Here is a 24,698-nt window from a genome sequence, read left to right as displayed (position 1 = left end):
GAGCCACGACGATGCTGAGATCCTTGCTCAAGGAAGTCGGACACAGCCTGCGCCGACGGGCTGTCCCCCCAGAGTCACAGCCCCTGTTGACAGATCCTTATGCTGTCAGGCTCGAAGCCTTTCGCAGCGCCGGCACTGCCGATCGCAAGAGGCTGATCCAGACGCTGCAGGCCGATCTCGAACGAGATGCAAGTGATTTGCGAGGCCACACCTTGTTGGGCGACTGGCTGCTGCAAGCAGGTCGTCATGACGAGGCCGAATCGGCCTACCGCAAGGCCCTGCAGATCAAACCCTTGCATGCACGCGCACAAGAGGGGCTCGGGCTGGTGCTTCTGCGTATCGGTCGTCTCGAAGAAGCCTTCCTGCACCTCGAAGCTGCCCACAAGGTCGAGCCGGACAACGCCGAGATCCTGACGCACTGGGGCCTGGTTGATCTGGAAATGGGCAACCTCGGCAACGCCGCCGGCAAGTTCCACCGCGCCATCGAGCGCGATCCACGCAACCCGCACGCATGGCACAACCTGGGCCTGGTGGCCCTGAAACAAGGCCAGGTCGACACCAGCATCGAGCTGCTGCGCAAGGCAATCGAGATTCGCCCGCAGCATGGCTTGGCATACAGCAACCTGGCGATGGCGCTGCGCCGCGCTGAACGCCTCGATGACGCCCTGGACGCGGCCCGCAAGGCCACCGAGTACAAGGCAGACAACGCGCGGGTCTGGGTGGTGCTCGCAGATGTGCAGATGAATCTGGGCGACTTCGATGCCGCCGGCCAGTCGCTCGAACGCGCGACGGCCATCGATCCCCAGCACGTGGGCACATTTGTCGGCTTGGGCAAACGGCACGCCGCCACCGGCGACCCCACGCGCAGCCGCGAGGCCTACACCCGGGCACTGCAACTCAACCCCGACAGCGCCGACGCCCGAGGGGGGCTCGGCGAACTGGAGCTCCTGCTGGGCCAGTGGTCGACCGCCTGGGATCTCTACGAAGCACGCCGCCGGGTCGAGGGCACGCCGGTGCGGCCCTATCCGTTCAAGCCATGGCAAGGCGAAGACCTGCAGCAACGCCACATCCTTGTCCACGCCGAGCAGGGCCTGGGCGACATCATCCTGTTCGCCTCCTGCCTGCCCCAACTGCAAGCACTGGGTGGACAGTGCACGATCGAGGTCCGCTCGCGCATGCAGGCCCTGTTCGCACGCTCGTTCCCGCAGGCGCGGGTGATCGGCCGCGCAGCCAACGCCGAGTTGCTCGACTGGCCAGCAGAGCTACCTGCGTTCGATTACGAGATCCCGTTCGGCTCGCTGCCGCGCTGGTTCCGCGCCAGGGCCACCGACTTTCCCGCCCACCAGGGCTATCTGGTGGCTGACGCCGCGCGCGTGCAGACCTGGCGCGACAAGCTCGCCCCCGGAGGCAGGCCCACAGTCGGCATCGCGTGGCGCGGCGGCATGGCCGCCACATCCAAGCTGCAACGTTCGCTCGAACTCAAGGCACTGGTGAGCGCCCTCGCGCCGACCGGTGTCCAACTGGTGTGCCTGCAGTACGGGAACGTCGACGCCGAACTGGAGCAAGTGCGATCCGAGTTGGGTGTGCACATCGACCCGGGGGTCTCGGGCTTCGGCGATCTCGACGACCTGGCAGCATTGACGCAGGCCTGCGATCGGATCGTGACGGTGTGCTCGACCCAAGCACACCTGACCGGCGCCCTTGGCAAGCCCGGTCTGGTGCTGGTACCCAGCAATCCCAGTTGGCGCTATCTGCATACGGGCACGTCGATGCCCTGGTATCCAAGCCTGCAACTCGTCCGGCAGCAGCAGCCCGGCGATTGGAGCGCCGTGCTCACTCAAGCGCAGTCGTGGGTGACATCGCAGACAGCAGCCAGCCATTCGATAGCAGACGCCCCGTCTGGCGACGCGCTGTGAGGTTCTGGTGGAAACGCAAGGCTGCACCCGTGACTGCAGCCCCGGCGGTCGAGCCCCATCCGGCGGTCGCCAAGACGCTGTCGCTGATGGCGGACAACGATCTCGAAGCGGCACTTGCCTGCTTGCTCCCAGCCCTTGAACAGGCGCCAGACGAGCCGTCGCTGCTGGTACTTCGCTCCGAATTGCACCGGCGTCAACGCGAGCCGGAAGACGGCATCGCCTGTTGCGACCGCGCTCTGCTGACGGCAGCACGGCCGGCAATCGTCCAGTTCGAGTTGGCCGAATGCCATCTGGCGATGTCGGCGCTGACGGCCGCGGTCAATGCATTGAATGTGGCGGTCACCCTGGAGCCACGACTCGCGGATGCCTGGTATCGACTGGGCGAAACGCTGCTGCGCCAGGATCACTACGAAGAAGCCCTGACCGCGCTGCTGGCCTGCGTCGATGTCACCCCGAACGAGCCTTTGCGAGCCAAGGCGCAATTCCACATCGGACAATGCCACTTTGCGCTCAACCGGATCGAACTTGCCCGCGACGCCTTTCAGGCCAGCCTGAACGGATCCGCCAGCGCCGATGCACTCACCGGACTGGGCCACGCCTATCTGCGCCTAGATCAGGATACACGAGCCATCACGGCGTACGAAGAGGCGCTGCACTCGCTCGAGAACCCATCCAACATCCTGCTTCTCAACTTGGGCTGCGCTTACCAGCACGCGGGCAACTACGCGGGCGCTCGCGAGGTATTCCAGAAGGTGATCACACGATCCCCGAGCGACCACCATGCGCGCTGGTACCTGTGCCAGCTCGATCTACTTGAATGCAGATGGGAGCAGGGATGGGCAAATTATTCAGCCCGTTTTGCAGCAGGCGCCTCGCCGTTCCGACCGATGCCGTTCCGGCGCTGGAACGGCCGACCATCGCCTGAAGACACGCTGCTGGTGCTGGCCGACGAAGGGCTCGGCGATGAGATCATGTTCGCCTCCTGCACCCCTGATCTGTCCAGTCGGATGGGGCATGTCATCCTGGAGTGTGACCCCCGACTGGGTCGGCTGTTCCAGCGTTCGTTTCCTCAGGTTGAAGTCATCGCCACCCAGCGACGCAACCAAGCTGACTGGCTGTCGGGCTGCCGGACGCCGCAGTGGCAAATTCCGTCGGGCGACCTTCCGTCTTTTTTTCGCAATCGCGACGAGGATTTCCCGCGTCACAGCGGCTTTCTGAAAGCCGATCCTGAACGGGTAACGGCATGGACCGAACGCCTCGACCGGTCGATCGGAGCGGGACTCAAGGTCGGCTTGTCCTGGCGGGGCGGCACCGATCGGACCCGAATCCGTGCACGCACCATCCAGCCCGAGACGTGGGGACCGATCCTGAACGTGCCCGATGTGCACTTCGTCAATCTTCAGTACGGCAACTACTCGCCCGAACTGACTCAGCTCGAGCAACTGCATGGCGTACGCATCCATGATTTTCCCGAGGCCCATGTCGACTACGACGAAACGGCCGCACTGGTCTGCTCACTGGATCTGGTGATCACCGTCTGCACGGCTGTCGCCCACCTGAGCGGCGCCATCGGCAAGGAAGTATGGGTACTGACACCACACGCTCCCGGCTGGCGCTACACCGCCGGTCGAAACAGCATGCCCTGGTATCCCAGCTCCCGGATCTTCCGACAACCTGCGCCGGGCGACTGGGCACAAACGTGTCGAGAATTGGCACTCGCACTGAAAGCCCTGACAAATTAGGTCAGAACCTGGCAACCGATCCGTGGGATTTGGCCGGATCTATCAAATCGGGAGGCTCCAAACCCCCAATTCAAGGGCCAAAAAACAGGCACGGCTGTTGCATTACTATGCCTACCCACCTAGACATCTAGGCCTCTTGTTTTGGTCCCCGAAGGGAAGTTGCACATGAAGAGCATCCAACGAGGTTTCACCCTCATCGAACTGATGATCGTCGTCGCGATCATCGGCATCCTGGCCGCAGTTGCGCTGCCCGCTTACCGTGACTACACCTTGCGCGCCAAGGTTTCGGAGTTGCTGCTCGCAGCCAGCTCGACCCGTACTGCCGTCACTGAAAATTCGCAGAACGCCGGTGCGATCAATGTCTCGGGCATCACGGCCCCGGGTGCCGCCGGCAAGGTCGCTTCAGCTTCGGTGGCAGCCACGGGCATCGTCATCGTCGGCGCCACAGCCGAATTCGGTGGCACGGCCGTCACCGTGACGCTGGTACCGAGCTGGAACGCCTCGGCCAACACCGTTGTCTGGTCCTGCACGGTCAACCCGGAAAACCTCTCGCCGTCGTCCTGCCGCCAAGACTGACGCACACACGGCGCCTCAAGCCCAATGCCGAAGCGGCCGGAGCGATCCGGCCGCTTTTTTGTTTCCGCGCAGCACAATCGCACATCCCGGTTCCTGACTCCACGCCATGCTGATCACCGCCCACTACGCACAGCTCAACGCCCAGTTGCATGCCGATCGCCCCGACTACGGCACCAGCGGACAGCGCTGGGCACCGGTGGTCGCCGCACTGGCCGATCGGGTCAAGGCCGGCGACATCCTCGACTACGGCTGCGGCAAGCAGACCCTGGCCGCGGCACTGGCGGCACGCCAGGTGCGAGGTTATGACCCGGCCATTCCCGAGTTGAGCGCAGAGCCGAAACCTGCCGACGTGGTGGTCTGCACCGACGTGCTCGAACATGTCGAGCCCGACTGCATCGACGACGTGCTGGACGACCTGTGCCGGGTGACGCAGAAGGCCGCACTGATCACGGTGGCCACACGCCCGGCCGTCAAGAAACTGGCTGACGGCCGCAACGCCCACCTGACGATTCAACCGTTTTCATGGTGGCGCGAGCACTTCCTGTCGCGTTTCGACATCGTCGATGTGCGCGAAGAAGAAGGCAACGAGTTCACCCTGATCCTGAAGGCGCTACATGCCGAGGATCTCGACCTGTCAGGCTTCCGCCTGCCCCAGCCCGCAAACCCGTCCAAACCGGCAAAGACAGCCACCCCGGACGCGGCCGCCACGGTCACCAGCATCCTGGTCGACGACAAGCGCCTGAAGTTCCACACGCCCAACCGCATGACGCAGTGGCGTGTCGAAAGCCTCTTCACCAAGGAACCCGACACCATCGCCTGGCTCAAGCAGATGAAGAGCGGCGAGGTACTGGTCGATGTCGGCGCCAACGTGGGCATGTACTCGGTGTTCGGCGCGGTCTGCCGCGGCGTGCAGGTGCATGCCTTCGAACCCGAGTCGCAGAACTACGCCCTGCTCAACAGCAACATCGCCTTGAATGGGTTGTCGGGCCGGGTGGTGGCTTACCCGCTCGCGTTGTCGGACACCAGTGGCGCCGACAAGCTGTACCTGTCGGACTTCAGCCCGGGCGGCTCGTGCCACTCGTTTGGCGAGCAGGTCGGCTTCGATCTCAAGCCGCGCGGCTCGGCCTTTGCCCAGGGCGCATTCAGCGTCACGCTCGACCAGCTGGTGAGCGCCGGATCGGTGCCCGTTCCGGACCACATCAAGCTCGACGTCGACGGCTTCGAGCACAAGGTGATCGCGGGGGCACTCACCACCTTGCGCGATCCGAAGGTCAAGACCGTCCTGGTCGAACTCAACACCCATCTGGACGAACACCGGCAGGTGATCCAGACCTTGCATGAACTCGGCTTCAGCCATGACCCGCAGCAGGCCCAGGGCGCTCTGCGGGCGTCGGGGGCCTTCGAGGGCGTCGGCGAGTTCATCTTCACGCGCCAGCTTGAAAAGAAGGTCGAACTGATCCAGCGCACCACGCTCAGGCTGCCGATGTCGAGCCGGGCCCGAGACGTGTTGCACCACGTGCTGGAGCGGGTTGCGCAGGCGCCGGTCACCGACGCGCCGTTCCCGCATGCGGTGATCGACGACGTGTTCCCGCCCGACTACTACGCCGAGATGCTGCGCCAGTTCCCGGCCTTGTCGAGCATGCGGCCGCTGAGCGAAACCGGACGTGTCGGCAAGGACAACTACAAGGAGCGCATGACCACGCTCTTTGAAGAAAGCGACTTCGCCCGTCTGAGCCAGGAGCAGGCGCGCTTCTGGCGCGAACTCGCGGACTGGATGTACAGCGACACATTCCTGCAAGCGTTTGTCGAGAAGTTCCACCAAGCACTGGAACCACGCATCGCCGCCGTGCAGCGGGCCGAAGGCCAACTCAACGTGCGTGGCGATGCGCTGCTGGTCAACGACCAGACCCGCTACGCCATCGGACCGCACACCGATGCGCCACATCGGCTGGTGACGTTCCTCTTCTATCTGCCGTCGGACACCTCCATGCAGGAACTGGGCACGTCGCTCTACCGGCCCAAACAAGCCGACTTCACCTGCTGGGGCGGCCCTCACTATCCACACGCGAAATTCGATCAGGTCGGACGGGTCGATTTCCTGCCCAACCGGCTGCTCGCCTTTCCGAAGACGGAGCGGTCATTTCACGGCGTCGAGCCGATCGATCGTGCCGACGTCAACCGGCGACTGCTGATCAACAACATCCGGCTCACGAACCGGGTGATGTACTGACCGGACAATAAAAAAGGGCCGCGTCACCGCGGCCCTTCTCACTTGCCTGAGCCGTGCTCAGACGGCGGACATCACATGTCCATGCCGCCCATGCCGCCCATGCCACCCATGCCGCCGGGCATGCCGCCGCCGGCGGCTTCATCCTTCGGAGCCTCGGCAACCATGCACTCGGTGGTCAGCATCAGCGATGCGACCGACGCGGCGTTCTGCAGCGCGGTGCGGGTCACCTTGGTCGGGTCCAGGATGCCCATTTCGATCATGTCGCCATAGGTGTCGTTGGCGGCGTTGAAGCCGTAGTTGCCCGAACCGGCCAGCACGGCGTTCACGACGACGGAGGCTTCGCCGCCGGCGTTGTAGACGATTTCGCGCAGCGGGGCTTCGATCGCCTTCAGGACCAGCTTGATGCCGGCGTCCTGGTCGGCGTTGTCGCCCTTGATCTCGCCAGCAGCCTGCTTGGCACGCAGCAGAGCCACGCCGCCGCCAGCCACGATGCCTTCTTCGACGGCTGCGCGGGTTGCGTGCAGGGCGTCTTCGACACGGGCCTTCTTTTCCTTCATCTCGACTTCGGTGGCCGCGCCGACCTTGATCAGTGCAACACCGCCGGCCAGCTTGGCCACGCGCTCTTGCAGCTTTTCACGGTCGTAGTCGCTGGTGGCTTCTTCGATCTGGATGCGGATCTGCTTGACGCGGGCTTCGATGTCGCCAGCGGCACCGGCGCCGTCGATGATGGTGGTGTTTTCCTTGCCCACTTCGACGCGCTTGGCCTGGCCCAGATCGGCCAGCGTGACCTTCTCGAGCGTCAGGCCGACTTCTTCGGCGATGACCTTGCCGCCGGTCAGGATGGCGATGTCTTCGAGCATGGCCTTGCGGCGGTCGCCGAAGCCAGGCGCCTTGACGGCCACGACCTTCAGGATGCCGCGGATGGTGTTGACCACCAGGGTCGCCAGCGCTTCGCCGTCGACTTCTTCAGCAATGATCAGCAGCGGACGGCCGGCCTTGGCCACCTGCTCCAGCGTGGGCAGCAGGTCGCGGATGTTCGAGATCTTCTTGTCGAACAGCAGGACGAACGGGTTGTCCAGCAGCGCGGCTTGCTTCTCGGGGTTGTTGATGAAGTACGGCGACAGGTAGCCGCGGTCGAACTGCATGCCTTCGACGACGTCGAGCTCGTTGTCCAGCGACTTGCCGTCTTCGACGGTGATGACGCCTTCCTTGCCGACCTTGTCCATCGCGTTGGCGATGATGGTGCCGATCGATTCGTCGCTGTTGGCCGAGATCGAGCCAACCTGGGCGATTTCCTTCGACGTCGTGGTGGCCTTCGAAGCCTTCTTCAGCTCGGCGACCAGGGCGTGCACCGCCTTGTCGATGCCGCGCTTCAGATCCATCGGGTTCATGCCGGCGGCCACGTACTTCATGCCTTCGCGCACGATGGCCTGGGCCAGCACGGTGGCGGTGGTGGTGCCGTCACCGGCGTTGTCGCTGGTCTTGGAAGCAACTTCCTTGACCATCTGCGCGCCCATGTTCTGCAGCTTGTCCTTGAGCTCGATTTCCTTGGCCACGGACACACCGTCCTTGGTCACGGTCGGGGCGCCGAACGAGCGCTCGAGCACCACGTTGCGACCCTTGGGGCCCAGGGTGACCTTGACCGCGTTGGCCAGGATGTTCACGCCTTCGACCATGCGGGCACGTGCCTCGCCGCCAAAGATCACGTCTTTTGCTGCCATGTTCAATTCTCCAGATTCAGTTGTTCGGGTGCGTGGCGTGGTGGCTTACTTGCCGACCACGGCGAAGAGGTCTTCTTCGCGCATCACGAGCAGTTCGTCGCCGTCGACCTTGACGGTCTGGCCGCTGTACTTGCCGAACAGGACGCGGTCACCGACGGCCACGTTCAGGGCGACGAAATCACCCTTGTCATTGCGCTTGCCCGGGCCGACGGCCAGCACTTCGCCTTGGTCAGGCTTTTCGGCGGCGTTGTCGGGGATGACGATGCCCGATGCGGTCTTGGTTTCTTGTTCAAGGCGCTTGACGATCACGCGATCGTGCAGGGGACGAAGCTTCATTGCATCTCCTAGGTAGGCTGAGCTGGATTCGGGTGGGGCGTCCGGCCCCTTGGACGGGAGCCTGGACCACTAGCACTCACCACCGGCGAGTGCTAACGAAAACAGATTATAGGAACGGTCCGCCGCGTTTCAAGAGGGGCGCCCGCACGATTTGTGTGGGCACGTGCGCCGCGATCAGGCGCGCAGGGCCAGCCGCGCGGCGGTCTTGGCGCCGCCGCCCTGCCCCGGCAGCGCGTCGATGGTCATCAGCAGCAGGCGCTGCAAGGCGGCCCACGGATCCTGCGGCCAGCCCGGTGCGCGCAGGCCCTTGACGATGCCGTCGCACAGGTGGGCGGCGGCGATCAGCTCGGCCAGCCGCTCGGTGGACAGGCCGGGCACGATGCGCTCGAAGAGCTTTTCCTTGACGCCCCAGACCCGCGCCTCGCGCAAGGCCATCGGCAGCGGCCGGCCCTGCTGCAGCGCCGCCTGCACGCGCGCGAGCGAGCGCAGGTCTTCGCTCAAGGTCCAGTGCACCAGCACGGCGGCTTCGCCCTCGGCCTGCAGGCCCTCGAGCATGCGCAGCGCGCGCGCCACCTGGCCGGCCAGCACCGACTCGCCGAGCTTGAAGACGTCGTAGCGCGCGACGTTCAGCACCGCGCCCTCGACCTGCTCGAAGGTCAGCACGCCCGGCGGATGGAGCAGCCCGAGCTTGCTGATCTCCTGGTGCGCGGCCAACAGGTTGCCCTCGATGCAGTCGGCAAAAAACGCCAGGCAGCGCTGGCCGGGCTCGCCGTCCTCGACGCGCTGCTGCTGCGCCGCCAGCCGCTGGGCGATCCACTGCGGCAGCGCGCGGCGCTCGATCGGGTCGACCCGCACGCTCGCACCGGCGCCGTCGAGCGCGGTGAACCAGGCGCTGGCGAGCTGGGTGCGGTCCAGCCGCGGCAGCACGATCAGCGTGATGTTGTCGTCCGACAGCGTCTCGACGTAACGCTGCAGCGCCTCCGAGCCGTCCTTGCCGGGCTTGCCGCCGGGGATGCGGATCTCGATCAGTCGCTTGTCGGCGAACAGGCTCAGCGCCTGGGCCTCGCCGAGCAGGCCCGACCAGTCGAAATGCGCACCGGCGACGGTGTACACGCTGCGCTCGGTGTGGCCGGCCTTGCGGGCGGCGGCGCGGATCAGGTCGGCGGCTTCCTGCGCCAGCAGCGGCTCGTCGCCGTGGATCACGTAGAGCGGGCGCAAGCCGCGCTGCAGGGCGGCGCCGAGCTGATCGGAGCGCAGTTGCACGGCGCGGCCTCAGCGAGCGGCAGACGCGGCCGAGGCCGGCGCGGCAGCGGGTGCCAGCGCGGCCAGGCGCCGCAGCACCTGGTTGGCGATGTCGCCATGCATGTTGCGCAACAGCAGCTGGGCCTCGTTTTCCTTGGCCAGCGCGTCGTTTTCGGCGTAGCTCATGTCGCGGCTCTGGGCGAGTTCGGTCGGGCCGAGCAGTTCGCGGCCGGCAGCGTCCAGCACACGGAAACGCAAGGCGGCGCGCAAGGTCAGCTCGCGCACCTGACCGGCGGCGGTGGAGGCGGCCACCACCCGACCGGACGTGTCGACGATCGCTTCGAGCACCGCGTCGGCCTCGCCGGCAGCTTCGACCAGCTGCGCACCGGGGCTCAGGCGCAGCTGGCGGCGCAACTCGTCGGCCATCGACGAATAGCGATCGAAACCCTTCAGATGGATGCGCTTGAGCTGCAGCTCGGGCGGGCGGCGCAGCTGGAAGCCGCAGCCCGCCAGCGCCGCGAGCAGCGCACCGGCCGCACCGGCCGCACCGGCCCGCACCAGCAGGCGCCGGCGCGGCGCGCGATCGAACGGGGCCGTGCTCACACCACCACGTTGACGAGGCGGCCCGGCACCACGATCAACTTCCTGATCGGCTTGCCGTCGGCGAACTTGGCAACCTCGGCGCTGGCCGCAGCGGCCGCCTCGATCGCGGCCTTGTCGGCTGCGGCGGGCACCTTGATCGAACCGCGCGTCTTGCCGTTGACCTGCAGCACCAGCTCGATCTCGTCCTGCACCAGCGCGGCTTCGACGACCTCGGGCCACGGCGCGTCGAGCAGGTCGCCCAGCTTGGCGGCATAACCGAGTTCGGACCACAGGTGATGCGTGATGTGCGGGCAGGCCGGATACAGGCCGCGCAGCAGCACCGAATAACCTTCGCGCAACACGGCCGCGCTGCCGGCGCTGCCGTCGTGCTTGTAGGCCTCGAGCGCGTTGAGCAGCTTCATCGAGCCGCTGACCACCGTGTTGTACTGCATGCGCTCGTAGTCGTAGCTGACCTGCCTGAGCACCAGATGCACCTCGCGGCGCAGCGCCTTGGCATCACCCGACAGCTCGGCGCCGACCTCGGTCGCGCCCTTCAGCAACTCGGCCTGCTTGACGCCGAAGCCCCACACGCGCTTGAGGAAACGGTGCGCGCCTTCGACGCCGGCGTCGTTCCACTCCAGCGTCTGCTCGGGCGGCGACGCGAACATCACGAACAGCCGGGCCGTGTCGGCGCCGTACTGGTTGATCAGGTCCTGCGGATCGACGCCGTTGTTCTTGGACTTCGACATCGTGCCGATGCCGCCGTAATCCACCGCCGAGCCGTCGCTCTTGAGCTTGGCGCCGGTGACCTTGCCGCCGGCGTCGAACACGTTCTCGACCTCGTGCGGCCAGAAGTACTCGATGCCACCCTTGTCGGTGCGGCGCGAGTAGATGTGGTTGAGCACCATGCCTTGCGTGAGCAGCTTGGTGAAGGGTTCGTTGACCTTCACCAGACCCAGGTCGCGCATCACCTTGGTCCAGAAGCGCGCGTACAGCAGGTGCAGGATCGCGTGTTCGATGCCGCCGATGTACTGGTCCATCGGCATCCAGTAGTCGGTGCCGCCGGCGACCATCTGTTCGCTGTTGCGGGCGTCGCAATAGCGCATGAAGTACCACGAGCTGTCCACGAAGGTGTCCATCGTGTCGGTCTCGCGCTGCGCGGGCTTGCCGCAGCAGGGGCAGGCGACGTTCAGGAAGTCGGTGCGCTTCTTGAGCGGATTGCCGCTGCCATCGGGCACGCAGTCGATCGGCAGCACGACCGGCAGATCCTTCTCGGGCACCGGCACCGAGCCGCAATCGTCGCAATGGATGATCGGGATCGGCGTGCCCCAGTAACGCTGGCGGCTGATGCCCCAGTCGCGCAGGCGCCAGGTGGTTTTCTTCTCGCCCAGGCCCTGAGCGCCGACGAGTTCGGCGACCTTGGAAACGGCCTCCTTGTACGGCAGTCCGTCGAGCAGACCCGAGTTGACGCACACCGCGCGCTGCTTGTCGCCGTACCAGTCGGCCCAGCCGTCGAGGCTGAAGGTCTGGCCTTCGGCCTGCACGACCTGCCGGATCGAGATGCCGTATTTCTTGGCGAACGCGAAATCGCGCTCGTCGTGCGCCGGCACGCCCATCACGGCACCGTCGCCGTAGCTCATCAGCACGTAGTTGCCGACCCAGACCTCGACCTGCGCGCCCGTCAGCGGGTGCGTCACGAACAGGCCCGTGGGCAGGCCCTTCTTCTCCTGCGTGGCGAGTTCGGCTTCGGTGGTGCCGCCATGCGCACATTCGGCGATGAACGCGGCCAGCGCCGGGTTCGTCGCCGCGGCGTGTGCAGCCAGCGGATGCTCCGGCGCCACGGCGCAGAAGGTCACGCCCATGATGGTGTCGGCGCGGGTCGTGAAGACGTAGAGCTTGCCGCCCTGGATCAGCTCACCGTCGGCGCCCGCGATCTGGTGCGGGAAGGCGAAACGCACGCCCTCGCTCTTGCCGATCCAGTTCTCCTGCATCAGGCGCACGCGCTCGGGCCAACCCGACAGGTAGTTCGGATCTTCCGGATTGGCCACCGCGCCGAGCAACTCATCGGCGTACTTGACGATGTTGAGGTAGTAGCCCGGGATCTCACGCTTCTCGACCAGCGCGCCCGAACGCCAGCCGCGGCCGTCGATGACCTGCTCGTTGGCCAGCACGGTCTGGTCGACCGGGTCCCAGTTGACGACCTGGGTGCGGCGCTCGGCGATGCCGGCTTCGAGCATCTTCAGGAACAGCCACTGGTTCCATTTGTAGTAGGTCGGGTCGCAGGTGGCGACCTCGCGGCTCCAGTCGATCGCCAGGCCCATCGCCAGCATCTGGCCCTTCATGGTGGCGATGTTCTCGCGCGTCCATTTTTCGGGCGGCACGCTGTTCTTGAGCGCGGCGTTTTCGGCCGGCAGGCCGAAGGCATCCCAGCCCATCGGCATCAGCACGTTCATGCCCTTCATGCGCAGCTGGCGCGTGAGCATGTCGTTGATGGTGTAGTTGCGCACGTGGCCCATGTGCAGCTTGCCGCTGGGGTACGGCAGCATCGAGCAGGCGTAGAACTTGGGCTTGAGCTGGCCCTGGCTGTCGCGGGCGTTTTCGTCGACGCGGTAGGCATCGGCCGCGACCCACTGCGCATGGGCGGCGGATTCGATGGCGGCGGGATCGTACTTTTCGTTCATGGCGCGGGCACTACGTCGGGGCCGGTTCGACCCGATCGGGCGGCCGGCCTGGGAGGCGAAAGAGGCGGATTATCGTCGTCAGCGCGGGCCCGATGCGGCCGCGCCGGGCTCGGTGACGAAGGCGATGCGGTTCAGGCCGGCCGTCTGCAGCTGGCCGATCAGCCGAGCCACCAGGCCGTAGGGCGCGGCTTGGTCGGCGCGCAGCTGGACCTCGGGCGGCGTGCCGCCGCGCTGGCCGATCTCGGTCAGGCGCTGCGCGAACGCCGCCGGCTCCAGCCGCTCGTCACCGATGTAGAGCGCGCCGTTGGCCTGCAGCGCGATCGACACCGACTGCGGCGTCTCGTTGACCGGGCCGGCGCCGTCGGCGCGTGGCAGGTCGAGCTTGAGGCTGGCGCTCATCAGCGGCGCGGTGATCATGAAGATCACCAGCAGCACCAGCATCACGTCGATCAGCGGCGTCATGTTGATGTCGCTCATCGGCTGGGGCAGGCTGCGGCGCTCTAGCCGGCCGAAGGCCATGATTCCTCGCCGGCCGGCGGATGGCGCGGGGTCAGGCCGGCCTGCTCGACCAGCATCTCGCGCAGGTCATGGGCGTAGCCTTCGAGATCGGCCTCGCAGGCGCCGACCCATTTGCCGAACAGGTTGTAGGCCAGCACGGCGGGGATCGCCACCGCCAGGCCGGCGGCGGTCATGATGAGCGCCTCGCCGACCGGGCCGGCGACCTTGTCGATGCTGACGCTGCCCGCCGCCGAGATGCCCAGCAGCGCGTGGTAGATGCCCCAGACCGTGCCGAACAGGCCGATGAACGGCGCCGTGGCACCGACCGACGCGAGCAGCACCTGGCCCTGCTGCAGCTGTGCCAGCACGCCGTGCAGCGCGTCGCGCAGGCGGCGCGTCAGCTGCGCCTGGGTGTGCGTGCCGGCTTCGAGCGTGTCGGCCGAGACCGGGCGCAGCGCGGCGTCGAGCAGCGGCAGCAGCAGCTGTTCGCGGTCACGGCTGGCGAGCAGGCGCTGACCGGCGTCGAGGTCGGGCGCACGCCAGAAGGCCGGCACGACCACGGCCAGATCGCGGCGTGCGCGGCCCAGCACCCAGCTCTTCCAGAAGATCAGCACCCAGGCACTCACCGACATCGCCAGCAGCAGCAGCGCGACCCCGCGGCTGACCGCATCGCCTTCGGACCAGATCTGTTGCAGCCCGTTCATGGCGCGGCGTGGTCAGGCCAGGCCGAGCACGTCGTCCATGCCGAACAGGCCATGCGAGCGACCGGCCAGGAACCGCGCCGCACGCAGGCTGCCCTGCGCGTAGGTGGAGCGGCTGGACGACTTGTGCGTGATCTCGATGCGCTCGCCGGTGCCCATGAACATCACCGTGTGGTCGCCGACCACGTCGCCGCCACGCACGGTGGCGAAGCCGATGGTCGACGGGTCGCGTTCGCCGGTGACACCTTCGCGGCCGTAGACGGCGCAGTCTTTCAGGTCACGGCCGAGCGCGGCGGCGACGACCTCGCCCATCTTCAAGGCGGTGCCGCTGGGGGCGTCGACCTTGTGGCGGTGGTGGGCCTCGACGATCTCGATGTCGTAGCCCTGGTCGAGCGCGCGCGCGGCCATGTCGAGCAGGCGCAGCACGACGTTGACACCGACGCTCATGTTGGGCGCCATCATGATGGCGATGTCGTTCGATGCGGCTTCGATCTGTGCCTTCTGCTCGTCGGTGAAGCCGGTGGTGCCGATGATCATCTTCACGCCCAGCTCACGGCACACCGCGAGGTGGGCCATCGTGCCTTCGGGGCGGGTGAAGTCGATCAGGAAGCGTGCGTCCTTGAGACCCGCGTGCAGATCCGAAGCCACCAGCACGCCCGAGGCCTGGCCCAGGAAGGCCGTCGCATCGTGTCCGACGGCGGGGCTGCCGGGGCGATCGAGCGCGCCGGCCAGGCGGCAGTCGTCGGCGGCGAGCACGGCCTCGATCAGCATGTGGCCCATGCGGCCGGTGCAGCCGGCCACGGCGATAGGAAGGGTAGCGGTCATCGGCGCAGGGCTCAGCGAGCCAGGATGGGTTCGAGGGGCGGATAGTTGCGCAGCGGGCCACTGGCACCGACGGACGGCGCCGCGGCCTTGGACGGCTGCGGCAAGGGCAGGGCCCGCAACTGGTCGTCGCTCAAGGCCAGCGGCTGGGCACGCCGCTCGACCTTGCTGGCGTCGATCGAATCGACGAATTCGCGCTCGGACGGCAGCTGCGCGGCCTCGAAGCTGGCGACACGGTCCTTGTCGAACAGGATCGTCACGCGGCGCTGCTGGGGCGCGGTGCCCTGGCGGCGGATGGTGAAGACATAGTCCCAGCGGTCGGCGTGGAAGATGTCCATCAGCAAGGGCGAGCCGAGCAGCGAGCGCACCTGCTCGCGCGTCAGGCCGTTGCGCAGTTGCGCGGCCATCTCCTGCGTGACGACGTTGCCCTGGACCACTTCCATGCGGTAGGGCGTGATGACGCCGAGGAGATTGCGGTCGGTGTTGGTGGAACAGCCCGCCAGCGCGAGCAACGTCAGCGCACCGGTTGCGGACCGCGCAAAAAGCCTGGACACGAGAGCCATGGTGGTATTTTTTGCCGGTGCCAGGATGGGGGGCACATGCCGATATGATGCGCGGATTCTAGCGAGGCCCAGCCAGCGCGCCCCGTTCCAGACCCTTTCCTGCCCCCCATGACCAACGCGGATGAACTCAAGAGCTCGGGCCTGAAGGCCACTTTGCCGCGCATCAAGATCCTTGAGATCTTCCAGCGCGCCCAAGAGCGCCACATGACGGCCGAGGACGTGTTCAAGCTGCTGCTGGCCGACGGCTCGGACATCGGCCTGGCCACGGTCTACCGCGTGCTGATGCAGTTCGAGCAGGCCGGCATCCTGTCGCGCAACCACTTCGAGAGCGGCAAGTCGATCTTCGAACTCAACGAGGGCCAGCACCACGATCACCTCGTGTGCATGGACTGCAGCCGGGTCGAGGAGTTCTTCGACCCGCAGATCGAACTGCGCCAGCGCGAGATCGCCACCGAACGCGGTTTCAGGCTGCAGGAGCATTCGCTGGCGCTCTACGCCCACTGCACCAAGGACGCCTGCCCGCACCGTCACTCGAAGTGACGTTCTCCGGGTCACGCGCCCGGTCCGCCGCGCAGTTCAGAGACCGGAGTCGCCGCTGTCCATCAGGTCGCGGTGGCGCTGGATGAAGTCGCGGTAGGTGTCGATGCCACGCAGCTGCAGCACGGTGTTGCGCACCGCCGCCTCGACCAGCACGGCCAGGTTGCGGCCGGCATCGACGGCGATCACGACCTTGCGCACCGGCATGCCGAGGATGTCCTCGAACAGCGGCTCGTAGGGCAGCCGCTCGAAGTCGCGGTCGAGCGTTTCCTTGCGCACCAGGTGCACGATCAGCTTGAGCCGCATCTTGCGGCGCACCGCCGTCTCGCCAAAGATGGCGCGGATGTCGAGCAGGCCGATGCCGCGCACCTCGAGCAGGTTGCGCAGCAGTTCGGGGCAGCGCCCTTCGATGGCGGCCTGCGAGACGCGGAACAGATCGACCACGTCGTCGGCCACCAGGCCGTGGCCGCGCGAGATCAGTTCCAGGCCGAGTTCGCTCTTGCCCAGGCCCGACTCGCCGGTGAGCAGCACGCCGAGACCGAGGATGTCCATGAACACGCCGTGACGCGAGGTGCGTTCGGCGAAATGCTGGCTGAGGTAGCCGCGCAGCACGTCGATCACGTGGCCGGCGGAGTCCTCGGTGCAGAACAGCGGGATGTCGGCCCGCTCGCACATCGCCACCAGCCGGTCGGGCGGCGTGCAGCCGTCGGCGACCACCAGGACCGGCGGCTCGAGCGTCACGATGCGCGAGATGCGCTTTTCTTGCAGTTCGACCGGGTTGTCGCCACTTGCGTCGCCAGGCTGCAGGTAACGCACCTCGCGGCGACCGACGATCTGCACGCGGTAAGGATGGATGTAGTTGAGGTAGCCGACCAGATCGGCTGCAGACTGCGCATCGCGCACGGCGACTTCATCGAAACGCCGCTCGGGGTGCGCGTGGCCGGCGATCCATTCCCACTTGAGCGCCGCACGATGGGCGTCGAACAGGGCATCGGCGCTGATGACGGTCGGTTTCAAGCACGCACTCCGACAACGGCGCTCGGTGTCGACATCCGGCCGCGCTGACGCAACGGCATCAGGCGACGGACTTCAGCGGCTCCCAGCGGGAGATCATCTCGTGCACCTTGGCCGGATCAGGCTCGGTCTTGAGACGTTCGCGCAACTCGCGGTCGGACAGCAGTTCGGCAATCTCGGACAGGATCTCGAGATGGCGCTGAGTGGCCGCCTCGGGCACCAGCAGGAAGATCAGCAAGGTGACCTGTTCGTCATCCGGCGCCTCGAAGGCGATCGGCTGGGCGACACGCAGCACCGCAGCCAGCGGATTCTTCAGACCCTTGATGCGGCCATGCGGAATCGCCACGCCGTGACCCAGGCCGGTCGAGCCCAGTCGCTCACGCGCGAACAGGTTGTCGGTGACGGTGGCACGTGCGATCGCGTGCTGATTCTCGAACAGCAAGCCAGCCTGCTCGAATGCGCGTTTCTTGCTGGACGCATCCACTTGCACCAGCACATTGCTGGCGGGCAGGATGGCGGCGAGACGGTTCATCTGGATCGAGCGCCGGTTTGAGCGGGATGCCTTGGCGAGCGCTTCAGATATTCAAAGGAGATTTGATTATAGGAATCACACCCCGTCCGACGGCAAGGCCTTCCCCCTCAAGGGTCGGGGTTCGTTCACGGGTTGCTGCATGGCAACACCGCGTGACCGATTCATTCCCGAAATGAACAAAGCCCCTTGCGGGGCCCTGTCTTGCGTTATCGCGAAGCGATCAAACGACTCCGCCGGCGGCGTCAGTTCGCTTGTGCGATTCGTGATGATGGTCCTGCAGTCGATCCTTGTGGCGCACCACCTGGCGATCGAGCTTGTCCATCAATTGGTCGATCGCGGCATAGAGGTCTTCGCTCGCGCTCTCGACAAAGATGTCCTTGCCCTTGACGTGCAAGGTCACTTCCGCTTTCTGTCTGCGTTCCTTTTCCTTCAGCTTTTCGACCGTCAGTAGCACGTTCACATCCACCACTTGATCAAAATGCCGGGTGACCCGGTCCAGTTTCGTGAGTACGTACTCGCGCAGTGCGGGAGTTACTTCAAGGTGGTGACCACTGATCGTCAGGTTCATGTGTCCTCCATTCGAGAGGGTGGGTGGGGGGAGCTGGGTCACTGGGACAAAAGTGGAAAACCGTTTCCGGCTAGGTCGAGCCCAGTGTGACCTCTTCACTGCAGGCTGACAAGTCCGGGCGGGGCCACCCTGTCATCGACGTGCCAGATTCCTCTTCACACCTTGATCTGACGCCAATCCTGATGCCATCGGGCGCCTTCTCGCCACTTGTCCCCGTCAAGGCCGGCCGCTGTCGGCCGAGGCCGTGGCGGCGTCGACAGCCGGTGCAATAATTGCCGATGTTTTGTTGACCGGAGCGAGTCTTGGACAGCTGTCACCCTCGGTGACCGTCCCTCCCGACGCCCACCTCGATGGTGGTCTGGGCCGGGGGTGAGACGGGTACCCGCATTCCCCTCATCACCCAGGTCCGACGACATCGGAACGATGTCGTGCCGCAGGAGCCTCCATGCTCAACGTCTTCACGCTGGCCAGCGGTCGGCTTTACCAGGAAGAGATCGATCAGCCCGACACGATGGCGGCGCTTTCGCCCGTGTGGGTGGATCTCGAAGCGCCGACGCGGCAGGAAAAGGACTGGATCCAGACCCGCTTCGGCCTGCACATCCCCGACGACGTGGTCGGCGAAGACCTCGAGGAATCGGCCCGTTTCTACGAAGAAGACAACGGCGAGCTGCACATCCGCTCCGACTTCCTGATCGACGACGACGTCACGCCGCGCAACGTGCGGGTCGCCTTCATCCTCTACAACAACGTGCTGTTTTCGGTGCACGCCGAGGATCTGCCGGTGTTTCGCCTGCTGCGCCTGCGCGCGCGCCGCATCCCGGCGCTGATCGAGGACGCGAAGGACGTGCTGCTCAAGCTCTACGACGCCGACGCCGAATATTCGGCCGATGCACTCGAAGGCATCTACGACAACCTCGAGAAAGTCAGCGCCCGGGTGCTCAAGCAGGAGGTCGACGACCGCGCGGCCGGCGAGGCGCTGGGCGCCATCGCCCACGAGGAAGACCTCAACGGCCGCATCCGCCGCAACGTGATGGACACGCGACGCGCGGTCAGCTTCATGATGCGCAGCCGCATGTTGAACGCCGAGCAGTTCGAGGAGGCGCGCCAGATCATGCGCGACATCGACTCGCTCGACTCGCACACCGCCTTCCTGTTCGACAAGATCAACTTCCTGATGGACGCCACGGTCGGCTTCATCAACATCAACCAGAACAAGATCATCAAGATCTTCTCGGTGGCCTCGGTGGCGCTGCTGCCGCCCACGCTGATCGCCAGCATCTACGGCATGAACTTCGCGCACATGCCGGAGCTGTCGCAGCGCTGGGGCTACCCGTTCGCGCTCGGGCTGATGGTGGCATCGGTGGCGGCGCCGCTGATCTACTTCCGCCGCAAGGGCTGGATGCGCTGAGCGCCGTCAGGTTGCGGCGCGGCGCTTGAGCCAGCGCATCAGCGCGCCCAGCAGCGGCAGCTTCTCGTAGAGCTCCTCGGCCGCGTCCCAATAATCGCGGTGCAGGCAGACCCGGCCGGCGGCATCGAAGCGCACGTGGGTGGCGCCGCGGATGCACTGTTCGCGCTCGCCCATGCCGGGCGCGACGAACAGGAAATCCCACGTCAGACAGCATTGATCGCCCTGCCCGATCGCCTCGCGCACCACGAAGCGCGGTGTGCGCAGCGTGCGGAACATGTGCTCGAAGATCGGCCGGATCGCCGCGATGCCGCGCACCTCGTTGAAGGGATCCTTGAACGCGGCGTCGGCGCTGTAGATCTGGTCGAGCCGGTCCAGATCGGCCGGTGCCAGCGACTCGAAATAGCGCACCAGCCGGTCGACCCGGACATCGGCGTGGCGCGGCAGCGGCGGCGTCACAGGCCAGTGGCGCGGCGCACCGCGGCAAAGTACAGGCCCTGCGGCAGCCAGCCCAGCAGCTTGAGGATGCGCGTGAAGCGCTTGGGAAAGTGGATCTCGAACTCGCCGCGCGCCCAGCCCTTGAGCATCGCGTCGGCCGCCGCCAGCGGCGAGATCAGCGCGGGCATGCGGAACTCGTTGTGCGCCGTCAGCGGCGTCTCGACGAAACCCGGGTTGATCACCGACACCGCCACGCCCCGATCACGCAGGTCCATGTAGAGCGTCTCGGCCAGGTTGTGCAGCGCCGCCTTGGTCGGCCCGTAGGCCAGGCCCTGCGGCAGGCCGCGGTAACCCGCCACGCTCGAGATCAGGCTGATGTGGCCGCTGCGCTGGTTCAGCAGGATCGGCAGCACGACGTCGAGCAGGTGCAGCGCGCCGACGTAGTTGATCTGCACGTGGCGCAGCATCTCGTCGAGATCGAAGCTGGTGGCGCGCTGGGCGCGGTAGTGACCGGCGCAATAGACCACCAGATCGAGCCGACCCCAGCGCGCCATCAGCGCATCGGCCGCACCGGCCAGGCCGCCGGGATCGGTGACGTCGACCGGCAGCGCCAGGCTTTTCGGATAGCGGTCGGTGAACTGCTGCAGCGCCTGCACGTTGCGCGCCGACACCACCACGCGCGCACCGCGTTCGGCCAGCCGCTCGGCGGTCGAGCGGCCGATGCCGCTGGACGCGCCCACCAGCCAGACCACCTTGCCATGCCAGTCGGTGAGCTTGGGATTGAGGGACATCGGATCGGTTCAGGGTTTGTGGAACGACAGGGTGACGTCGCCGAGGTGGAAACCGAACTTGCTCATCGCCGCCCGGTTGAGCATCACCTGGCGGTCCATCAGGAACATCCAGTCGTCGAATTTCACATCGTAGGTGCTGTCGTCGACCTTCAGCCGCAGCGTGTACTGCCAGCGCAGCGCGTTGCCGGCGGCCTGGCCCTGTGCGGTGCCGATCACGTCGTCGGCCTGGCCGGTGTAGCGGCCGTCGGCGCCGCGCGTGAGGCGCCAGACGCGCCGCTCGGTCTGGCCGTCGCTGTAGAGAAAGTCTTCTTCGAGCACGCCCTGGTCGCCCTGCCACGTGCCTTTCATCTTGACCGTGAAGCGGCGCTTGACGGCGCCCGAGCGGTCGGTGAACAGGCCGTGCGCGGTCAGGTCGCCGTTGAAGTACTCGCGCAGGTCGAGCTTGGGGGTCTGATCGGCGTAGTCCTGCGGTTGCGGCGAGGCACAGCCGGCCAGCCACAGCGGCGTGCACAGCGCGAACAGCAGGCCCAGGCGTCGGATCGAGCGCAGCGGATTCATGGTCAGGTTTCCTTCGTTGACGAGCCGGCGGAAATGGCCGGCGCAGATCGCCACAACACCAGGCCGGCGAGCAGCTTGAGCACACAGGGCAGCACGGCGTAGGCCAGGCTCAGGGCCAGCAGGCCCTCGCCGTCGGTGCTGCCGGGGCGATAACCGGCCCATTCGAGCGCGGGCAGGACCAGGCCGGCCGACAGCGCCAGGTTCAACTTGGTCGCGCCGTTCCACCAGCCGAAATACGCGCCCTCGGCGATGCCGCCCGAGCCGCTGCGCCGCACCACGCCGGCCAGCAGCGCGCCGGGCACGGCCAGGTCTGCACCGAGCGCCAGCCCGCTGGCCAGGCAGACCAGCATGAAGCCGGCGACATCGCCCGCGCCCAGGCTCCAGGCGCCGGCAAACGTCAGCACCGCCAGCACCATGCCGGCGGCCCAGCTGCGGATCAGCCCCCAGGCCGAGATCACGCGCACCCAGACCGGCAGCGACAAGGCGCCGGCGGCGAAGTAGGCGGCCAGGAAAGCGCCCTCCCAGGCCGGCGCCTGCAGCCGGTCGCGCACGAAGAACAGCACCAGCGTGGCCGGCACCGCGCTGGCGACGCCGTTGAGCAGGTAGACGCCGATCAGGCGGCGAAAGGCGGGCTGCGACCATGGCGCCCAGATCGGCGCGTGCGGAGTCGGCGCCGTCTCGTGCCGTGGGACGCTGACGCGCTGCACGCGGCCCAGCATCGCCCACGCGATCAGCAGCAGCACCGCCAGCGTGGCGGCCGTCCAGCCCAGCCCGGCGAGCGACGGCAGCACGCTCGCCACTATCACGCCGGCCAGCGCCGCGCCTTCACGCCACGACACCCAGCGCGCCTGCACCGCGTCGCCGCCGCCCAGCCGCGCGCCCCAGGCCTGGTGCACGATGCTGGCGGTGCTGTAGGCGAGATAGGTCACCAGCAGCCCGACGCCGCACCACACCAGCAGCGCCGACTCGCCCCGCACCAGCGGAAAGAACAGCGCGACGAAACCCAGCGCCAGCACCCCGGCCGCGCCGCCGATCACCGCCCAGGCGGCGCGCGGCCCGGCCGCCAGCAGCCGATCGGCCCAGCGCCCGAGCAGCGGATCGACCCCCGCATCGAAGGCCCGCGCCGCCAGCAGCAGCAGGCCCAGCGCAGCGAGCGACACGCCGTAGCGATCGGCATAGTGCAGCGGCAGCAGCACATACAGCGGCAGCGCCACGAAGGCCAGCGGCAGGCCGAGCGCGCCGTAGCCGAGGCCGGCGCGCCACGGCACCGCCTGCTGCGCCGCGTTCACGCCGGCTGCCCGAGCAAGGCGGCGCGCTGGCTGGCCGAGCCGCTGCGCGGCGACAGCCAGATGCCGAAGAACAGCCGGGCGAATTCGCTGTCGGCGATCTCGCGGGTGGCGCGACCATTGAAATAGAAGCTCGCGCCCTGCCCAGGCCGGTGCCGGCCGGTGATGCGCTCGCCGGCCTGGACGTCGGGAAACGCCGCCCGCATCGCCGCCAGCCAGGCGGTGGCCTGCGCCTCGTTCACGGCATCGAGCTTGCGCATCTCGTCGATCGAACGCTCGGCGATGGCGCTGCCGGCCAGGCTGCGGGCGTACTGCAGCTCGAGCGCGAACTCGCGGCCGGCGTAGTCGTCCGATGCCACCCGTTCCCGCGACCAGAGCCGGGCGTCGTAAATGTGCAGGCCGAACCAGCGAAAACGCAGCTGGCCCTGCAACCGCGCGCCCGTCAGCGTGCTCGCCACCTCGGCCGGCGCTGCGGTGGCCGGGTCGACGGATTGGGCCCATGCCAGCGAAGGCGCGGCAGCCAACACGACACAAGCGGCACCCAGGTCAGCCAAGCACCGACGACGTGCGAGTGAGGCGGGTTTCATGTCAGTACCGCCGGGCCGCCCCAAGGGACTGACGCGCCCCCGAGGGGGGCAGCGAACGAAGTGAGCGTGAGGGCTGTTTCATTTCAGGGCCGGCGCAGCGTGAACTGCACGACGTCGGTGTTGCCGGTGTCGAACGCGGCCTCGCAATAGGCCAGGTAGAACTCCCAGGTGCGCATGAAGCGGGTGTCGAAGCCGAGCCCGATGACCTCGCGCTCCTGCGCCAGGAAGGCCGCGCGCCAGCGCCGCAGCGTCTCGGCGTAGTCGGGGCCGAAGGCGAGCTGGCGCTCGACCACCAGGCCGGCGCGCTCGGCGGCGCGCGTGAACTCGCTGATGCTGGGCAGCAGGCCGCCGGGGAAGATGTACTGCTGGATGAAGTCGGTCGAACGCACGTAGCGCTCGAACAGGTCGTCGCGGATCGTGATGCTCTGGATGCAGGCACGGCCGCCCGGCTTGAGGCAGCGCTTGACGGTCTCGAAATACGACGGCCAGTAGCTGCGGCCGACCGCCTCGAACATCTCGATCGAGATCACGGCATCGAACGGCGCGTCGGCGATGTCGCGGTAATCCTGCAGGCGCAGGTCGGCACGCTCGGCCAGGCCGGCGTCGGCCAGGCGCTGGCGGGCGTAGTCGAGCTGCTCGGTCGACAGCGTCACGCCGGTCAGGTGCGCGCCGCGTTCACGCGCCACCGACTCGGCCACCGCGCCCCAGCCGCAGCCGATCTCGAGCACGCGCTGGCCGGGCCTCACGCCGACCTCGTCGATGGCGCGGCGCACCTTGGCGCGCTGGGCCTGCGCGAGCGGCTGGTCGAGCCGGCCGTCGAACCAGGCGCTCGAGTAGTTCATCGTCTCGTCGAGCCAGCGGCGGTAGAAGGCGTTGCCGAGGTCGTAATGGGCGTGGATGTTGCGGCGACTGCCGGCGCGGCTGTTGCGGTTGAACAGGTGGCGCAGGCGGTAGAGCAGGCCACCCCAGCGCTTGCCGTAGATCACCGATTCGATGCGCTCGCGGTTGGCGATGAACAGGCGCAGCAGCGCGGCCAGGTCGGGCGTGCCCCAGTGGCCGGCGATGTAGCTCTCGGCAAAACCGATGTCGCCCGACTTGAGCGTGGCCGCGCAGACCGCCCAGTCGTCGATGCGGATGGCCGCACGCGGCGCCGCGCCGCTGCCCATGCGGGTGTGGCTGCCGTCGGGCAGTTGCAGCTCGAGCGTGCCGTGTTCGAGCCGGCCGAGCAGCTTGAAGACGGCACGCGCCGCGGCTGGCGCACGGCTGAGCACGGATTGAAGATCGGCCGGCGCGGCAACGCGGGCGCCGGGGCAGAACAGGGGCCGGTGGGTCGTGGCGGTGTCGGGCATGGCTCAGGGTCCGGGGCTGCGTG

General features: G+C 67.0%; 24 protein-coding genes. 6 read left to right on the top strand and 18 right to left on the bottom strand.

Features of this window, described 5'->3' with window-relative positions; genetic code table 11:
* The first annotated feature begins 11 nt into the window (after positions 1-11).
* The 4 genes from LCHO_RS02455 to LCHO_RS21900 all read left to right on the top strand — a co-directional run bounded on the left by LCHO_RS02455 (position 12) and on the right by LCHO_RS21900 (position 6,464).
* A complete protein-coding gene (locus tag LCHO_RS02455) occupies positions 12-1,916 on the top strand; it encodes a tetratricopeptide repeat protein (RefSeq protein ID WP_083772659.1) in 1,905 nt (634 codons plus the stop codon).
* 29 nt (positions 1,917-1,945) lie between these two features.
* Positions 1,946-3,658, top strand: coding sequence for a tetratricopeptide repeat protein (locus tag LCHO_RS02450; protein WP_150105401.1), 1,713 nt, complete (start codon positions 1,946-1,948; stop codon positions 3,656-3,658).
* Between the two features lie 165 nt (positions 3,659-3,823).
* Positions 3,824-4,234 (top strand): pilin, encoded by a 411-nt coding sequence (locus LCHO_RS24090; protein ID WP_012345522.1) that lies wholly within the window; start codon positions 3,824-3,826, stop codon positions 4,232-4,234.
* Positions 4,235-4,340: 106 nt separating this feature from the next.
* Entirely contained in the window at positions 4,341-6,464 is a 2,124-nt protein-coding gene (locus tag LCHO_RS21900; RefSeq protein WP_012345521.1) for an FkbM family methyltransferase, read from the top strand.
* Positions 6,465-6,535: 71 nt separating this feature from the next.
* Here LCHO_RS21900 and groL read toward each other — a convergent pair whose 3' ends face one another.
* From groL to LCHO_RS02390, 9 genes are all read right to left on the bottom strand, one after another.
* On the bottom strand, positions 6,536-8,185 hold the full coding sequence (groL, locus tag LCHO_RS02430; RefSeq protein WP_012345520.1) for a chaperonin GroEL: 1,650 nt from the start codon (positions 8,183-8,185) through the stop codon (positions 6,536-6,538).
* A 45-nt stretch (positions 8,186-8,230) separates the two neighbouring features.
* On the bottom strand, positions 8,231-8,521 hold the full coding sequence (gene groES, locus LCHO_RS02425) for a co-chaperone GroES (RefSeq protein WP_012345519.1): 291 nt from the start codon (positions 8,519-8,521) through the stop codon (positions 8,231-8,233).
* A 174-nt stretch (positions 8,522-8,695) separates the two neighbouring features.
* A complete protein-coding gene (holA, locus tag LCHO_RS02420; RefSeq protein WP_012345518.1) occupies positions 8,696-9,784 on the bottom strand; it encodes a DNA polymerase III subunit delta in 1,089 nt (362 codons plus the stop codon).
* A gap of 9 nt (positions 9,785-9,793) precedes the next feature.
* Positions 9,794-10,366 carry an LPS-assembly lipoprotein LptE gene (locus tag LCHO_RS02415; protein ID WP_012345517.1) on the bottom strand — a complete coding sequence of 191 codons (573 nt, stop codon included), beginning with the start codon at positions 10,364-10,366 and terminating at the stop codon, positions 9,794-9,796.
* Entirely contained in the window at positions 10,363-13,026 is a 2,664-nt protein-coding gene (gene leuS / locus LCHO_RS02410) for a leucine--tRNA ligase (protein WP_012345516.1), read from the bottom strand. Before leuS ends, LCHO_RS02415 begins: the two co-directional genes overlap by 4 nt.
* Positions 13,027-13,104: 78 nt before the next feature.
* Entirely contained in the window at positions 13,105-13,545 is a 441-nt protein-coding gene (locus LCHO_RS02405; RefSeq protein WP_012345515.1) for an ExbD/TolR family protein, read from the bottom strand.
* On the bottom strand, positions 13,527-14,228 hold the full coding sequence (locus tag LCHO_RS02400) for a MotA/TolQ/ExbB proton channel family protein (RefSeq protein WP_012345514.1): 702 nt from the start codon (positions 14,226-14,228) through the stop codon (positions 13,527-13,529). Before LCHO_RS02400 ends, LCHO_RS02405 begins: the two co-directional genes overlap by 19 nt.
* Before the next feature lie 12 nt (positions 14,229-14,240).
* A complete protein-coding gene (gene dapB / locus LCHO_RS02395; RefSeq protein WP_012345513.1) occupies positions 14,241-15,050 on the bottom strand; it encodes a 4-hydroxy-tetrahydrodipicolinate reductase in 810 nt (269 codons plus the stop codon).
* A gap of 11 nt (positions 15,051-15,061) precedes the next feature.
* Positions 15,062-15,610 carry an outer membrane protein assembly factor BamE gene (locus LCHO_RS02390; RefSeq protein WP_012345512.1) on the bottom strand — a complete coding sequence of 183 codons (549 nt, stop codon included), beginning with the start codon at positions 15,608-15,610 and terminating at the stop codon, positions 15,062-15,064.
* A 108-nt stretch (positions 15,611-15,718) separates the two neighbouring features.
* Here LCHO_RS02390 and fur point away from each other — a divergent pair, with 108 nt between their 5' ends.
* Positions 15,719-16,150, top strand: coding sequence for a ferric iron uptake transcriptional regulator (fur, locus tag LCHO_RS02385; RefSeq protein WP_012345511.1), 432 nt, complete (start codon positions 15,719-15,721; stop codon positions 16,148-16,150).
* A gap of 36 nt (positions 16,151-16,186) precedes the next feature.
* On the opposite strand, the gene hprK is transcribed toward fur, so the two are convergent.
* The 3 genes from hprK to hpf form a co-directional block, all read right to left on the bottom strand.
* On the bottom strand, positions 16,187-17,164 hold the full coding sequence (gene hprK, locus LCHO_RS02380) for an HPr(Ser) kinase/phosphatase (RefSeq protein WP_012345510.1): 978 nt from the start codon (positions 17,162-17,164) through the stop codon (positions 16,187-16,189).
* Between the two features lie 58 nt (positions 17,165-17,222).
* Positions 17,223-17,693 carry a PTS sugar transporter subunit IIA gene (locus tag LCHO_RS02375; protein WP_012345509.1) on the bottom strand — a complete coding sequence of 157 codons (471 nt, stop codon included), beginning with the start codon at positions 17,691-17,693 and terminating at the stop codon, positions 17,223-17,225.
* Positions 17,694-17,913: 220 nt separating this feature from the next.
* Positions 17,914-18,261: a ribosome hibernation-promoting factor, HPF/YfiA family gene (gene hpf, locus LCHO_RS02370; protein ID WP_012345508.1), complete on the bottom strand. Its 348-nt coding sequence runs from the start codon at positions 18,259-18,261 to the stop codon at positions 17,914-17,916.
* A 445-nt stretch (positions 18,262-18,706) separates the two neighbouring features.
* Between hpf and corA the strand changes: the two genes are divergently transcribed.
* On the top strand, positions 18,707-19,669 hold the full coding sequence (gene corA, locus LCHO_RS02365; protein WP_012345507.1) for a magnesium/cobalt transporter CorA: 963 nt from the start codon (positions 18,707-18,709) through the stop codon (positions 19,667-19,669).
* Positions 19,670-19,675: 6 nt separating this feature from the next.
* Here corA and LCHO_RS02360 read toward each other — a convergent pair whose 3' ends face one another.
* The 6 genes from LCHO_RS02360 to LCHO_RS02335 form a co-directional block, all read right to left on the bottom strand.
* Positions 19,676-20,125, bottom strand: a complete 450-nt coding sequence (locus LCHO_RS02360) for a nuclear transport factor 2 family protein (protein ID WP_012345506.1) — start codon at positions 20,123-20,125, stop codon at positions 19,676-19,678.
* Positions 20,122-20,895, bottom strand: a complete 774-nt coding sequence (locus LCHO_RS02355) for an SDR family NAD(P)-dependent oxidoreductase (RefSeq protein ID WP_012345505.1) — start codon at positions 20,893-20,895, stop codon at positions 20,122-20,124. Before LCHO_RS02355 ends, LCHO_RS02360 begins: the two co-directional genes overlap by 4 nt.
* A gap of 9 nt (positions 20,896-20,904) precedes the next feature.
* Positions 20,905-21,453, bottom strand: coding sequence for a DUF3833 domain-containing protein (locus LCHO_RS02350; protein WP_012345504.1), 549 nt, complete (start codon positions 21,451-21,453; stop codon positions 20,905-20,907).
* Between the two features lie 2 nt (positions 21,454-21,455).
* A complete protein-coding gene (locus LCHO_RS02345) occupies positions 21,456-22,742 on the bottom strand; it encodes an MFS transporter (RefSeq protein WP_012345503.1) in 1,287 nt (428 codons plus the stop codon).
* Positions 22,739-23,266 carry a chalcone isomerase family protein gene (locus tag LCHO_RS23100; protein WP_050757278.1) on the bottom strand — a complete coding sequence of 176 codons (528 nt, stop codon included), beginning with the start codon at positions 23,264-23,266 and terminating at the stop codon, positions 22,739-22,741. Before LCHO_RS23100 ends, LCHO_RS02345 begins: the two co-directional genes overlap by 4 nt.
* Before the next feature lie 143 nt (positions 23,267-23,409).
* Positions 23,410-24,675, bottom strand: coding sequence for an SAM-dependent methyltransferase (locus LCHO_RS02335; RefSeq protein ID WP_012345501.1), 1,266 nt, complete (start codon positions 24,673-24,675; stop codon positions 23,410-23,412).
* Positions 24,676-24,698: the final 23 nt, after the last annotated feature.

Origin of the sequence: Leptothrix cholodnii SP-6 (assembly GCF_000019785.1) — a bacterium.
GTDB lineage: Bacteria > Pseudomonadota > Gammaproteobacteria > Burkholderiales > Burkholderiaceae_C > Sphaerotilus > Sphaerotilus cholodnii.
The sequence above is the reverse complement of the archived record's forward strand: the minus strand, read 5'-3'. Positions and strand labels throughout refer to the sequence as shown.

Coding starts and splice junctions, on each gene's coding strand:
- LCHO_RS02455 (WP_083772659.1), top strand. CDS start 12: ATGCTGAGATCCTTGCTCAAGGAAGTCGGACACAGCCTGCGCCGACGG.
- LCHO_RS24090 (WP_012345522.1), top strand. CDS start 3,824: ATGAAGAGCATCCAACGAGGTTTCACCCTCATCGAACTGATGATCGTC.
- LCHO_RS21900 (WP_012345521.1), top strand. CDS start 4,341: ATGCTGATCACCGCCCACTACGCACAGCTCAACGCCCAGTTGCATGCC.
- groL (WP_012345520.1), bottom strand. CDS start 8,185: ATGGCAGCAAAAGACGTGATCTTTGGCGGCGAGGCACGTGCCCGCATG.
- groES (WP_012345519.1), bottom strand. CDS start 8,521: ATGAAGCTTCGTCCCCTGCACGATCGCGTGATCGTCAAGCGCCTTGAA.
- leuS (WP_012345516.1), bottom strand. CDS start 13,026: ATGAACGAAAAGTACGATCCCGCCGCCATCGAATCCGCCGCCCATGCG.
- LCHO_RS02405 (WP_012345515.1), bottom strand. CDS start 13,545: ATGGCCTTCGGCCGGCTAGAGCGCCGCAGCCTGCCCCAGCCGATGAGC.
- LCHO_RS02400 (WP_012345514.1), bottom strand. CDS start 14,228: ATGAACGGGCTGCAACAGATCTGGTCCGAAGGCGATGCGGTCAGCCGC.
- dapB (WP_012345513.1), bottom strand. CDS start 15,050: ATGACCGCTACCCTTCCTATCGCCGTGGCCGGCTGCACCGGCCGCATG.
- LCHO_RS02390 (WP_012345512.1), bottom strand. CDS start 15,610: ATGGCTCTCGTGTCCAGGCTTTTTGCGCGGTCCGCAACCGGTGCGCTG.
- fur (WP_012345511.1), top strand. CDS start 15,719: ATGACCAACGCGGATGAACTCAAGAGCTCGGGCCTGAAGGCCACTTTG.
- LCHO_RS02375 (WP_012345509.1), bottom strand. CDS start 17,693: ATGAACCGTCTCGCCGCCATCCTGCCCGCCAGCAATGTGCTGGTGCAA.
- hpf (WP_012345508.1), bottom strand. CDS start 18,261: ATGAACCTGACGATCAGTGGTCACCACCTTGAAGTAACTCCCGCACTG.
- corA (WP_012345507.1), top strand. CDS start 18,707: ATGCTCAACGTCTTCACGCTGGCCAGCGGTCGGCTTTACCAGGAAGAG.
- LCHO_RS02355 (WP_012345505.1), bottom strand. CDS start 20,895: ATGTCCCTCAATCCCAAGCTCACCGACTGGCATGGCAAGGTGGTCTGG.
- LCHO_RS02350 (WP_012345504.1), bottom strand. CDS start 21,453: ATGAATCCGCTGCGCTCGATCCGACGCCTGGGCCTGCTGTTCGCGCTG.
- LCHO_RS02335 (WP_012345501.1), bottom strand. CDS start 24,675: ATGCCCGACACCGCCACGACCCACCGGCCCCTGTTCTGCCCCGGCGCC.